This is a genomic window from Streptomyces flavofungini, assembly GCF_014650815.1.
Classification (GTDB): domain Bacteria; phylum Actinomycetota; class Actinomycetes; order Streptomycetales; family Streptomycetaceae; genus Streptomyces; species Streptomyces flavofungini.
In genome coordinates this window covers 220,695-234,941 of record NZ_BMVR01000015.1, presented here as the reverse complement: position 1 = coordinate 234,941, position 14,247 = coordinate 220,695, and the positions used below count along the sequence as shown (strand labels likewise).

The following is a 14,247-nucleotide window of genomic DNA, read 5'->3' as shown; positions in this document are numbered from 1 at the left end:
CAGCGGAAGGCGCTCCAGGACGACGAAGGCCGACGGGACCATGAACTCGGGCAGCCTCCCGCCCACGTGCTCCCGCAGCGCGGTGACGTCGATGTCCTCGACGTTCCCGGCCCGGACGACGTACGCCACCAAGCGCTTGTCGGTGGTGCCGGTGCCCTTGGCCACGACCACGCCCTGCGCCACGTCCGGGTGCGCGGCGAGCGCGGCCTCGACCTCGCCGGGCTCGATGCGGAAGCCCCGCACCTTGAACTGCGCGTCGGCGCGGCCGACGTAGTCGAGCTGACCCTCGGGGGTCCAGCGGGCGAGGTCACCGGTGCGGTACATACGGCCGCCCGCCGGGCCGTAGGGGTCGGCGACGAAGCGGTCGGCGGTCAAGTCGGCGCGCCCGAAGTAGCCGCGCGCCACGTTACCCGCGATGTACAGCTCACCCACGACACCCACCGGCACGGGCGCGAGACCCGAACCGAGCACATAGGCCCGCATGTTGCCGAGCGGAGCGCCGATGGGGACGCTGCCCGAGCCGCCCCACTCCTGGTCGGCGGGCAGCGCCCACGTCGTCGCGTAGAACGACTCGGTCTGGCCGTAGGCGTTGACGACGCGGACACCCGGAATGGCCTCGCGCACCCGGTCCACGAGCGCCGCGGGCAGCGCCTCACCCGCGAACACCACGGAGTCCACAGTGAGTTCGCCGTCGACCTGGTCAAGGAGCTCGGCGAACACCGACGGAACAGTGGACACGACGCCACCCGACCAGCCGCCCCGCTCGCCGACGACCAGCACGTCCCGGACGACCTCCAGAGTGCCGCCCTGGGACAGCGTCGTGACGGCCTCGAAGACCGACACGTCGAAGTTGACCGAGGTGCCCGCGAGGACGCGGGTGGTGGCGTCGATGCCCACGGACGCGGCGAGGCACGTCACGCCGTTCACCACGTTGTGGTGGGTGACCGCCACACCCTTCGGGGTGCCGGACGAGCCCGAGGTGTACATCACGTACGCGATGTGGTCCGGCTTGAGCGCGGCCCTGCGGTCGGCATCCGTCAACGGGGCGTCGGTGGCCGCCGGTTCGAGGTCCACGGCGCCGAGGAACAGGCGCGGGATGTCCGTCTCGGGCAGCACGCCGACAGTGTCCGCGTCGGTGAGCAGGAGCTTCGGCGCCGCGTCGGACAGGATGTGGTCCAGGCGGGCGCTCGGGTACTTCGGGTCGATCGGCAGATAGGCGCCGCCCGCCTTCAGGACCGCGAGCAGCCCCGTGACCAGGTCGGCCGAGCGCGGCAGGGCCAGGCCCACGACCGTCTCCGGGCCCACCTCACGGGCGATGAGCTCCCGCGCGAGGCGGTCGGCGCGGGCGTTCAGCTCGGCGTACGTCAGCGAGGTGTCGTCGCACACGAGGGCGACCGCGTCCGGGGCCGCCGCCGCCCGCTGCTCGAACAGGCCGGGGATGGTGAGCGCGGGCGTCTCGGCGGCCGTGGCGTTCAAGCCGTACAGGACGTGCTCGCGCTCGGCCGCGCCCAGGATGTCGACGTGCCCGGCGGGGATGCGCGGGTCCTCGACGAGCTGGAGCAGGACGCGGTGGAAGCGGGCCGCGAGCGCCTCGACGTCCGCGCGCTCGAAGAGGTGGTGCTGGTACTGCAGGCCGAGGCGCAGGTGCGGCTCGGCGTCGGCGGCGACGATCAGCGGGTAGTGGGTGCCGCTGAGCGGGCTGATGCCGGTGACTTCGAGGCCCGCCGACGCGTACGCGTCGGTGAGGCCGACCGAGTCGACGGGGTAGGAGTCGAACACCACGATCGTGTCGAACAGCGAGGTCAGGCCCACCGCGTTCTGGATGTCGCCGAGACCGAGGTGCTGGTGGTCCAGGAGCGCGCCCTGCCGGTTCTGCAGGGCGGTGAGGACGTCGGCGAGGGACGCGCGCGGCGCGCGGTCCACCCGCACGGGAAGCGTGTTGATGAACAGGCCGACCATGTGGTCCACGCCCGGCACGACCGGCGGACGGCCGGAGACGGTGGCGCCGAACACGACGTCCCCGCGGCCGGTCAGCTCCGCGAGGAGCAGGCCCCAGGCGCCCTGCACGACGGTGTTCATGGTGATGCCGAGATCGGCGGCGCGGCGGGCGAGTTCCCGGGCCGACCCGGCGGCGAGCGGCACGTCGACCTGGCCGATGCCGCCGGGCTCCGCGCCGGGGCGGGCGCTGGGAACGAGCAGGGTGGGCTCGTCGACCCCGGCCAGTTCCTCGGCCCATACCCGGGTGTCCTCGGCGCGGTCCTGCTGGTCCAGCCAGACCAGGAAGTCCCGGTAGCCGCGGACGCGGGGCAGCCCGGTGGGATCGCCGTCGGTGCCGTACAGGCGCAGCAGGTCCTGCAGGAGCAGCGGCACGGACCAGCCGTCGAACAGCACGTGGTTGGCGGTGAACACCAGCTCCGCGCGGTCGCCGCCGAGGGTGACCAGCGTCATCCGCAGCATCGGCGGGTCGACGGGGTCGAAGTGCTTGGCGTGGTCGTCGGCGAGGAGCTTCGTCAGGGCCGCCTCGCGCTCGGCGTCGCCGAGGGAGCTGTGGTCGAACTCCAGCCACGGCAGGGCGACCTCGTCGAGGACCAGCTGCACCTGGTTGCCCTCGGTGTCCGTGACGAACGCGGTGCGCAGGCTCGCGTACCGGTCGAGCAGGGCCTGTCCGGCCGCGCGCATGCGGGCGGGGTCGACCTTGCCGGACAGGTGGAGGACGAGCTGCATCTGATACGCGTCGAAGGAGGCGTCCGAGAGCATCGTGTGAAACAGCAGGCCCGACTGGGCGGCGGTGAGCGGCCACACGTCGGACACGCCCGGGTAGCGGCGCTCCCACCGCTCGATGTCGGCCTGCGTGGTCGTGACCAGCGGCACGTCGGACGGCGTGAGGCCGCCCGCGCCCGGCGCCGACACGTGCCGGACGAGGCCTTCGAGGGCCTGCACCCACAGGTCGGCGAGGTCCTGCGCGTCGGCGGCCGAGAGCACGCCCGCGGGGAAGCCGATGCGGGCGTTGAGCCGCGGGCCCTCCTCGGCGTCCAGGACGAGGGCGTTGACGTCGAACACCGACAGGGCGGGCATGTCCGCGTCGAGGTCGGCGAGGATGTCGGCGGTGCCCTCGGCCTGGCTGAAGCCGAGGCCGCGCAGGTGGTCGGGCAGGTCCGTGGAGGTGGAGAAGCGGCCCAGGTAGTTGAAGGCGATCTGGCCGGTGGACCAGCGGCGCAGGATGTCCGCGGTCTCCGGGTTGAGGTAGCGCAGGAGGCCGTAGCCGAGGCCCTTGTCGGGGATGGCGAGGGCCTGCTCCTTGACGGCCTTGACCGCGGCACCGGCGGCGGCGCCGCCCGCGAAGGCCTCGTCGACGTCAATGCCGTCGATGTCGAGGCGCAGCGGGAACATGCTGGTGAACCAGCCCATGGTGCGGGACAGGTCCGCGCCGGGCACCGCGTGCTCCTCGCGGCCGTGGCCCTCCAGGCGCAGCAGCACGGTCGGCTCGTCGACACCGCGGGCGCGGCGCCAGCGGGTGACGGCGAGGGCGAGGGCGGCGAGAAGGCCGTCGTTGACGCCGCCGCGGAAGGCCGCGGGCAGCGTGGTCAGGAGCTGCTCGGTGACGGGCACGGGCACCCGCACGACGACGTGCTCCACCGTGGCGACGGTGTCGGTGACCGGGTCGAGGCGGCGGCTGCCGAGCACCGGATCGGGCCCGGCGACGACGGACTCCCACAGCTCCAGCTCGGCGGTGCGCTCGGGCCTCGCGGCCTCGTCCACCAGGGCGTGCGCCCAGCGGCGCACGGAGGTGGCGACGGCGTCGAGGGTAGGGGGCTGCCCGGCCTTGAGCTGCTTCCAGGCGGCGGCGAGGTCTGGCAGGAGGACGCGCCAGGACACGCCGTCGACGGCGAAGTGGTGCAGGACGAGGTGGAGTCGGCCGGGCTTGTCGGCGCCCGCGTCGAACCAGACGAACCGCGCCATGGTGCCGGCGGCGGGGTCCAGGAGGTCGGTGGCGGCGTCGAGTTCGGCGAACGCGAGGTCGCGCCAGGCGTCGTTCCACTGTCCGTCGCAGGCGACGCGGTGGACGAGCGAGGCGACATCAACGGCGCCGACGGGGGCGACTTCGAGGCCGCCGTCGCCGTCGGTGAGCAGGCGCGAGCGCAGGATGTCGTGGTGGTCGACGACGGCGGAGAGGGTCGCGACGAGGCCCGTCTCGTCGATGCCGACGGGCAGGTCGAGGACCATCGACATGGAGAAACGGTCGCTGCCGCCGCCCAGTTCCTTCAGGAAGTGCCCGGCGGGCAGCAGCGGCATCCAGCCGACGCCGCCGCCCGCCAGCTCCGCCAGGACGGTGGCCTGGCCGCCTGCCGCCGCGACGTCGGCCAGCTCGGCCACGGTGCGGCACTCGAAGATCTGCCGGGGGCTGACCTCGACGCCCTGGGCGCGGGCCCGGGACACGACCTGGATGGAGCGGATGGAGTCGCCGCCGACGGCGAAGAAGTCGTCGTCGATGCCGACCCGGTCCAGGCCGAGGACCTCGGCGTAGACGCCGGTGAGGACCTCCTCGGCGGGGGTGCGCGGGGCGCGGTACCGGCCGCCGGTGAACTCCGGCTCGGGCAGGGCCTTGCGGTCCAGCTTGCCGTTCGGGGCGAGCGGGAGGCGGTCCAGCATCATGAAGACGGACGGGACCATGAACTCGGGAAGGCGCGTGGCGACGAAGCGGCGCAGCTCGCGGGAGGAGACGACCATGGTCAGGTCGACGTCGAGTTCGCCGAGGCTGTCGACGTCACCGGAGCCGACGGCGCCGTCGTCGGAGCCCACGGGCACGACGTAGCCGACGAGTTGCTTGCCGCCGCGGTTCTGGTGCACGGTCACGACGGCCTGCGCGACGCCCGGGTGGGCGGTGAGCGCGGCCTCGATCTCGCCGGGCTCGATGCGGAAGCCGCGGACCTTGACCTGCGCGTCGCCGCGGCCGACGTACTCCAGGCGGCCGTCGGCGTTCCAGCGGGCGAGGTCACCGGTGCGGTACATCCGGGACCCGGCCGGGCCGTAGGGGTCGGCGACGAAGCGGTCCGCGGTGAGGTCGGGGCGGCCCTGGTAGCCGCGGCCGACGACGCCCGCGACGTAGAGCTCGCCCGCGACGCCGACGGGGGCGGGCTGCAGGCCCGGGCCGAGGACGTAGGTGCGGACGTTGCCCAGCGGGCTGCCGATGGGGGCGCTGCTGGTGCCGTGCCACGGGGCGGTGTCGGAGACCGCGAAGGTGGTGGCGTAGAAGCTCTCGCTCTGGCCGTAGGCGTTGACGACGCGGACGCCGGGGATGGCCTCGCGCACGCGCCGCACCAGGGCCGCGGGCAGCGCCTCACCGGCGAAGACGACGGCGTCGGCGTCGATCTTCCCGTCGACCTGGTCGAGGAGTTCGGCGAAGACGGACGGGACGGTGGAGACGACGCCGCCGGTCCAGCCGCCGCGCTCGCCGATGACGAGGACGTCGCGGACCACTTCGAGGGTGCCGCCGGTGGACAGCGCGGTGAAGGTCTCGAAGACCGAGACGTCGAAGTTGACGGAGGTGCCCGCGAGCACCCGCGAACCGGCCTGGACGCCCACCGCGGACGCCAGTCCGGTGATGTCGTTGACGACGTTGCCGTGGGTGATGGCGACGCCCTTGGGCGTGCCGGTGGAGCCGGAGGTGTACATCACGTAAGCGACGTGGTCCGGGCTGAGCGGCGCGATCCGGTCGGCGTCGGTCAGCTCCGCGTCGGCGGCGGTGGCGGCGTCGAGGTCCACGTCGCCGAGGAGGAGCCGTGGCGCCGCGCCCTCGCTGTCCCCCGGCAGTATGCCGACGGTGTCGGCGTCGGTGAGGATCAGGTGCGGCTGGGCGTCCGAGAGGATGAAGTCCAGGCGGGTGCCCCGGTACTTGGGGTCGATCGGCAGATAGGCGCCGCCCGCCTTGAGGATGCCGAGCATGCCGACGACGAGGTCCGCGGAGCGCGGCAGGCACAGGCCGACCACGCTCTCCGGGCCGACGCCGCGGCCGATGAGGTCGCGCGCGAGCCGGCCCGCGCGGGCGTTCAGCTCCGCGTACGTGAACTCCCGCTCCTCGTGCACGACGGCGACGGCGTCCGGGGTGGCCGCCGCCTGCCTCTCGAAGGCGCCGGGCACGGTGAGCGCGGGCGTGGCCACGGCGGTGTCGTTGAACTGGCCGAGGACCAGCTCGCGTTCGCCGGGCTGGAGGACGTCGACGCGGGTGACGGGCGCGGTCGGGTTCTCGACGAGCTGGCGTACGACGCGGACGTAGCGCTCGGCGACGGCCTCGGCGGTGCGCCGGTCGAACAGCTCGGTGGCGTACTCCAGGTACAGCAGCATCGACTTCTTGGCCGGGTCGTGGAAGAGGTCGAACTCCAGGTCGAACTTGGCCGTCGTGGTCGACAGCATTTCGAGCCGCGTCGTCAGGCCGGGGAGTGCCAGCTCGGTGCCGACCTCGGTCTCCCAGGTGAACATGACCTGGAACAGCGGGTGGTAGGCGGTGGAGCGCTCCGGGTTGAGGATCTCCACGAGGCGCTCGAACGGCGCGTCCTGGTTGTCGTACGCCGCCAGCGCCTTGTCCTGGACCTGGGCGAGCAGCCGCTCGAAGGTCGGGGCGCCGGACAGGTCGCCGCGCAGCACCCAGGTGTTGACGAAGAAGCCGATGAGTTCGGTGAGGTCGTCGTCGGTGCGGCCCGCCACGGTGGAGCCGAGCGCGATGTCCTCACCGGCGCCGAGGTGCTGCAGGGTGACCATCAGCGCGGCCTGCATGACCATCGGCACGGTCACGTCGCGCTCGCGCGCGAGCCGCTCGACCTTCGCGACCAGGTCGGGGTCGACGCCCAGGCTGACGCCGTCGCCCTGGTGGCCGGCGGCGGGCGGGCGGGGGCGGTCGGCGGGCAGCTGCAGCGGCTGCGGGACGCCGGCCAGCTCGTCGCGCCAGTAGTCGACCTGCGCGGCGAGCACGCTCTCGGGGTCGTTCTCGTCGCCGAGCAGTTCGCGCTGCCACAGCGTGTAGTCCACGTACTGGACCGGGAGTTCCTCCCAGTCCGGCGCGGTGCCCGCGAGGCGGGCGCGGTAGGCGGTGGCGAGGTCGCGGGCCAGCGGGCCCATGGACTCGCCGTCGCTGGCGATGTGGTGGATGAGAAGCACCAGGACGTGTTCGCGCTCGCCCGACTTGAGCAGCGTCGGGCGCAGGGGTATCTCGGTGGCGAGGTCGAGGACGTACGCGGCCTCCTTGGCGATGGCCGCCTCCAGGGCGTCCGGCGCCACCTCGACGAGCGGCATCTCCAGGCGGGCGTCGGCGAGCGCGAGGACCTCCTGCGCCGGGACGCCGTCGGCGTTCTCGACGATGCGGGTGCGCAGGCTCTCGTGCCGCTCCACCACGTCACGGACCGCCGCTTCCAGGGCGGCCGTGTCCAGCTCGCCGCTGAAGCGGAGCAGGAAGGGGAGGTTGTACGTCGCCGAGGGGCCCTCGAAGCGGCTGATGAACCACAACCGCCGCTGTGCGAAAGACAAGGGGATCATTTTACTGTCCGCTCCTGTTCATCCTGCGCAGCTTGGGCCGGCGCGACGCCGTGGCGTTCCGCACCGTGCGCGCCAGTTCGGCGACGCTGTGCGAGGCGAAGACCGCCCGGATCGGCACACCGACTCCGAGTGCCTTGCCGATGCGGCTGGTGAGCCGCGTGGCCAGCAGGGAGTTCCCGCCCAGGTCGAAGAAGTCGTCGTCGATCCCGACCCGCTCCACGCCGAGGACCTCGGCGAACAGCGCGCAGAGGGTCTCCTCCCGCTCGTCGCGCGGCGCGCGGTAGGCCGCGCCCGCGAACTCCGGCTCGGGCAGGGCCTCGCGGTCCAGCTTGCCGTTCGGGGCCAGCGGGAAGCGGTCGAGGACCACGACCGCGGCGGGCACCATGTACTCGGGCAGGCGGCCCATGACGAAGTCGCGCAGCTCGGTCATGTCGACCGCGCGCCCCGTGCTCCGGGCGCCGCCCGCACCGACGGTGCCGTCGGGCGCGGTGGGTACGACGTAGCCGACGAGCCTCCTGCCGACGCTCCCGCCGCCGTCGTGGACGACGACCGCGGCCTGCGCGATGGCGGGGAACGCGGTGAGGGCGGCTTCGATCTCGGCGGGCTCGATGCGGAAGCCCCGCACCTTGACCTGCGCGTCGCCGCGGCCGACGTACTCCAGCTGGCCATCGGCGTTCCAGCGGGCGAGGTCGCCGGTGCGGTACATGCGGCCGCCCGCCGGACCGTAGGGGTCGGCGACGAAGCGGTCGGCGGTCAGGGCCGCACGGCCGTGGTAGCCGCGGCCGATGTTCCCGGCCACGTACAACTCGCCGACCACGCCCGCCGGTACGGGGGTGAGGCCCGGGCCGAGGACGTAGGTGCGCATGTTGCCGATCGGCGTGCCGATGGGGGCGCTCGCCGCTTCGGACCAGGGCTCGTCGGCGGCGAGGGCGAAGGTGGTGGCGTAGAAGGTCTCGCTCTGGCCGTAGGCGTTGACGACCCGCACGCCGGGCAGCGCCTCGCGGATGCGGCCCACCAGCGCGGCGGGCAGCGCCTCACCGGCGAACACCAGCGTCTCGACCTTGGTCCTGGCCGCGATCTGTGGGAGCAGTTCGTCGAAGACGGACGGCACGGTGCTGATCACGCTGCCGGACCAGCTGTCGCGCTCGGCGAGGACGAGGACGTCCCGGACGACCTCGACGGTGCCGCCGGAGCACAGCGTCGTGAACGTCTCGAACACCGACACGTCGAAGTTGACGGAGGTGCCCGCGAGCATCCGGGAGCCGGGCCCCCCGGCGACCCGCCGCGCGAGCCGCGTGACGCCGTTGACGACGTTGGCGTGCGTGATGACGACGCCCTTGGGGGTGCCGGTGGAGCCGGACGTGTACATCACGTAGGCGATGCCGTCGGGGCGCAGCGGCGCGAGCCGGTCGGCGTCGGTGACGGGTCCGCCCCGCGCGCCGTCGAGGCCGAGCGCGTCGAGGTGCACGTGCGGCACTTCGGAGGCGGGCAGCACGCCGGTGGTCGCGGAGTCGGTGAGCACGAACCGCGGGGCGGCCTCGGCGAGGATCGAACCGAGGCGCGCGCTCGGGTACGCGGGGTCGATCGGCAGGTATCCGGCGCCGGACTTGAGGATGCCGAGCATGCCGACCACGAGGTCGGCGGAGCGCGGCAGGGCGAGGCCGACGATCGTCTCGGGGCCCGCTCCCTGCTTGATCAGCTCGCGGGCGAGCCGGTTGGCGCGGGTGTCGAGTTCCGCGTACGTGAGCTGCTGCTCGTCGAAGACGACGGCGACCGCGTCCGGGGTCCGCGCCGCCTGCTCCTCGAAAAGGCCGGGGATCGTCAGCCCGGGCGTCGCCTCGGCGGTGTCGTTGAGCCCGACGATCAGCCGTTCGCGCTCGGCGGCGTCGAGGACGTCGACGGCGCGGACGGCCCGGTGCGGGTCGGCGGCGAGGGTGGCGAGGATCCGGCCGAAGCGCGCGGCGAGGGTGCCCGCCTCGTCCTGGTCGAACACGTCCCGCTGATACTGGACGTTCAGGCGCGGGTACTCCCCGTCCAGGTAGACGAAGACCGTCACCGGGTAGTGGCTCGCGGTGAACGCGCGGATCCCGGTGAGGGTGATCCCGGCGGCCGCGCCGGCCTCACTGATCGTGCCGCGGTCCAGCGGGAACGACTCGAACCCGACGAGGGTGTCGAACAGGGCCTTGAGACCGGTGGTCCGGTGGATCTCGGTCAGGCCGTAGTGGTGGTGGTCGAGGAGGGCCGCCTGCCGGTCCTGGAGTCCGGTGAGCAGGTCGGCGAGGGTGTCGCCGGGGGCGCACCGGACGCGTACGGGCAGGGTGTTGAGGAACATGCCGACGATTCCGTCGACCCCCGCGAGCGCGGGCGGACGCCCGGCGACCGTGGCCGAGAGCAGCACGTCCCGGCGCCCCGTCAACTGCCCGAGGAGCAGGCCCCAGGCGCCCTGCACGAGGGTGTTCAGGGTGACGCCGAGGTCGGCGGCGCTCCGGGTCAGCCCGGTGGCCTCGGCCGGAGTCAGTGGTACGTCGACCTGCCCGATGCCGGTACTGCGGCTTCCGGTTTCTGCGCCGGGGGCCAGCAGGGTCGGCTCGTCGACGCCGTCCAGCTCCGCGCGCCAGGCCTCGGCGGACGCCTCGGGGTCCTGCTGGGCGAGCCAGGCCAGGTAGTCGCGGTACGTCCGGGCGGGCGGCAGGCCGGTGGTGTCGCCGCCGGTGCCGTAGCAGCGCAGGACGTCCTGGACGAGCAGCGGCAGGGACCAGCCGTCGAACAGCGCGTGGTGCGCCGTCAGGACCAGCTCGAACCGCTCGGCCTCGCGCTTGACCAGGGAGAGCCGCAGCATCGGCGGCTCGGTGACCGCGAAGTGGGCCAAGAGGTCGTCCGCCAGGAACTTCTCGAACGCCGCGTCGCGTTCGCCCTCGGGCGTGCCGCTGAGGTCGACCTCCTGCCAGGGCAGCTCGACGCCGTCGACGACGAGCTGCACGAGGCCGCCGGCCGCGTCGTGGACGAAGGCGGTGCGCAGGGCGGGGTGGCGGTCGAGCACGGCCTGCCCGGCGGCGCGCATCCGGGCCGGTTCGACGTTCCCGGAGAGCTGGAGTGCGTACTGCACCTGGTAGGCGTCGAACGACGACTCCGCGCCGTCGGCCAGCAGCGTGTGGAAGAGCAGGCCGGACTGGAGCGGCGAGGTCGGCCACACGTCCGACAGGCCGGGGAACCGCTCCTCCCAGCCCTCGATGTCGCTCTGCGCGACGTCGACCAGCGGGACGTCGGACGGGGTGAGGCCACCGGCGCCGGGCCGGGCGGTGTGCCGGACGAGGCCTTCCAGGGCGGTGCGCCAGAGGTCGGCGAGTTCCTGTACGTCGTCCTGGGTGAGGATGCCGGAGGGGGCGGTGAACAGGGCGCCAAGTTGCGGGCCTTCGGGGGTGTCGGTGACGGCGGCGTTGATGTCGACCTCGGCCGGTGCGGGCATCGCCTGGTCCTGCGCGGCGTCGAGCTCCGCCAGCTCCGCCACGTCGGCGGCCCGCGTGAAGCCGAGGCCTTGCGCGTGGGCGGGCATGTCGGTGTGGGGGGAGAAGCGGCCGAGGTAGTTGAAGCCGACCTGACCGTGGCCGTAGGCGGACAGGACGTCGGCGGTCCGGGGGTTGAGGTGGCGCAGGAGGCCGTAGCCGATGCCCTTGTCGGGGATCGCCCGCAGCTGCTCCTTGACCGCCTTCAGGGCGCGGGCGGCGGCGGGGCCGCCGGCCAGGGCGTCGTCGAGGTCGGTGCCGGTCAGGTCGAGACGGACGGGGAAGACGCTGGTGAACCAGCCGACGGTGCGGGAGAGGTCGGCGCCGGGGGCGGCGGCTTCCTCACGGCCGTGGCCCTCAAGACGGATCAGGGAGGACGGCTCGTCGGTGCCGCGCATCCGGCGCCATTTGGCCAGGGCCAGGGCGAGGGCGGCGAGGAGGCCGTCGTTTACCTCGCCGTGGAAGGCGGCCGGGACGGTGGTCAGCAGCGCTTCGGTCACGGGGGCGGGGAGCCGGACGCGGGTCTCGGTGAGGGTGGCGATGACGTCGCGGGCCGGGTCCAGACGGCGGGTGCCGAGGACGGGGTCGGGGCCGTCCACGATCCCGCGCCAGAGGGCGAGTTCGGCGGTCCGCTTCTCGGTGGCCGCCTCGTCGGCCAGGGCATGGGCCCAGCGCCGCATGGAGGTGGCGACGGGCGGGAGTTCGGGGGTACGGCCGTCGCGGACCTGCTTCCAGGCCAGGGCGAGGTCGGGCATGAGGATGCGCCAGGACACGCCGTCCACGACCAGGTGGTGCAGCACCACCAGCAGCCGCCCGGGAGCGTCCGTGCCGGTGGGCCGGAACCAGACGAACTTCGCGATGGCGCCCGCCCCGGGGTCCAACGAGGCGGCAGCCGCTTCGAGTTCGGCCCGCAGCGAGGCATGCCAGGCCTCGCTGTCCCAGGCCCCGTCGCACTCCACCCGCCGCACCAGCGCGGCCACGTCGACCGATCCCGCCGGGGCGACCTGAAGCCCGCCCCCGTCCGACGCCACCAGGCGTGCCCGCAGCAGGTCGTGCCGGTCGACGACCGCACTCAGCGTGGCCGTCAGCTGGTCGTGACCGATGCCCGCGGGCAGGTCGAGGACCATCGCCTGCAGCCACCGGTCGAACCCGGGCCCCCACCCCCGCAGCAACCGCGCGACGGGCAGCAGCGGCATCCACCCGACGCCCCCGCCCGCCAGCTCCGCCAGCGCCACCGGCGCGTCCGCCAGCCTGTTGGCCGCCGCGACCTCGGCGAGCCGCGCCACCGTGCGGGCCTCGAAGACCTCCCGCGCGCTGATCTCAAGGCCCGCCGCGCGCACGCGGGATACGACCTGGATCGACTGGATGCTGTCCCCGCCCACGACGAAGAAGTCATCGTCGATCCCGACCCGGTCCAGGCCGAGCACCGCGGCGAACGCGCCCGCAAGGACCTCCTCCTCCGGCGTCCTGGGCGCGCGGTACGCGCCGCCCTTGAACTCCGGCTCCGGCAACGCCTTCTTGTCGACCTTCCCGTTGGTCGTCAACGGCAGCCGGTTCACCACCATCACCGTCGCGGGCACCATGAAGTCCGGCAGGCGCCGGCCGAGGTAGGTGCGCAGCTCGCCGGTGGGGAAGCCGGAGTCGAAGGCCATGTGGCCGGTGCCGCCGCTCCTGGCGGCGTCCTCGCGCGCGGCCTCGGCGTCACCGGCTCCGGCCGGGACGACGTAGCCCACGAGCTGCTTGCCGGTGCCCCGGCCCTCGTGGACGACCACGACGGCGTGCGCGACGCGCGGGTGGGCGAGCAACGCGGCCTCGATCTCGCGCAGTTCGATGCGCAAGCCACGGATCTTGACCTGGGTGTCGGCGCGGCCGAGGAAGACGAGCTGGCCGTCGGCGCCCCACCGCACGAGGTCGCCGGTACGGTACATCCGCGCGCCGGGCTCGCCGAACGGGCAGGCCACGAAGCGCTCGCCGGTCATGCCGGGGCGGCCGAGGTAGCCGCGGGCGAGGGGCGCCCCGGCTATGTACAGCTCGCCCGGGGCGCCCTCGGGCACCGGCTTCAGGTCGTCGTCGAGGAGGTACACCTGGGTGTTGGGCAGGGGCGCGCCGATCGGCGGCACCTGGCCGTCACCGGCCAGCGGGGCGCTCAGGGTGACGCCGACGGTGGCCTCGGTGGGGCCGTAGCCGTTGATCATCCGGCGGTCGGCGGCCCAGGTGGCCACGAGTTCCGGTGCCGTCGCCTCACCGGCGACCGCGAGGCTGCGCAGGGTGGGCAGCGAGCCGGTCGGCAGGGCGGCGAGCACGGCGGGCGGCAGCACCGCGTGGGTGACGGCGTGCCGGTTGACGGTCTCGACGAGCGGGGCGCCGGGGGCGAGGGCGTCCTTGTCGGCCATGACGAGGGTGGCGCCGGAGAGCAGCGACATGCCGAGCTCGCCCACGGACACGTCGAAGCTCGGCGAGCAGAACTGCAGGATCCTGCTGTCCGGCGTGACGTTCATGCGGTCGAGCATGGCGCCGACGAGGTTGGCGATGCCGGTGTGGGTGACGGTGACGCCCTTGGGGCGGCCCGTGGAGCCCGAGGTGTAGATGACGTACGCGGCGTTGGCGACGGTCAGCGGGGTGGCGCGCTCGGCGTCGCCGACATCACCGGCGGCGTGCGCGGCGACGGCGCCGGTGACCTCCGGGTCGTCCAACCGCACGACGGGGGCGGGCAGTTCGGGCAGCAGACCGGCGGTGTCCTCGTCGACCAGGACCAGGACGGCCGCGGAGTCCTCGACCATGTACGCGATGCGGTCGGCGGGGTAGGCCGGGTCCACCGGGAGGTAGGCGCCGCCCGCCTTCATCACGGCCAGCACCGTCACGCACCACTCGGGCGAACGGCGCAGCGCCACGGCGACGACGGTCTCCGCGCCGACGCCGCGCTCGATCAGAAACCGCGCGAGACGATTCGCGCGCGCGTCCAGGTCGGCAAAGCTCAGCGACGCGTCGCCGAAGACCACAGAGGTCGCGTCCGGCACCGCGACGACCTGCCGCTCGAACAGTTCAGGAATCGTCCCCACCGGCACCGGCGCCTCTCCGCCCCTGAGCTCCTCCTCCGACGCACCCCGCCCAAAAGAGCACAAAGCGACCATCCCCCACAGTGGTTTAGACGTTGGACCTCAAGCCAGGATCATTGATCGACCCGCGCCACGGAGGCCGAGCGGCGAGCGCGCGCATG

2 protein-coding genes are annotated in these 14,247 nt (G+C 73.5%); both read right to left on the bottom strand.

Features of this window, described 5'->3' with window-relative positions:
* The coding region (locus tag IE274_RS32215) for a non-ribosomal peptide synthetase (RefSeq protein ID WP_190119469.1) at window positions 1–7,518 on the bottom strand (7,518 nt) is incomplete at its 3' end.
* A gap of 10 nt (window positions 7,519–7,528) precedes the next feature.
* Window positions 7,529–14,089 (bottom strand): non-ribosomal peptide synthetase, encoded by a 6,561-nt coding sequence (locus IE274_RS32210; RefSeq protein ID WP_190119468.1) that lies wholly within the window; start codon window positions 14,087–14,089, stop codon window positions 7,529–7,531.
* Between the last annotated feature and the right edge of the window lie 158 nt (window positions 14,090–14,247).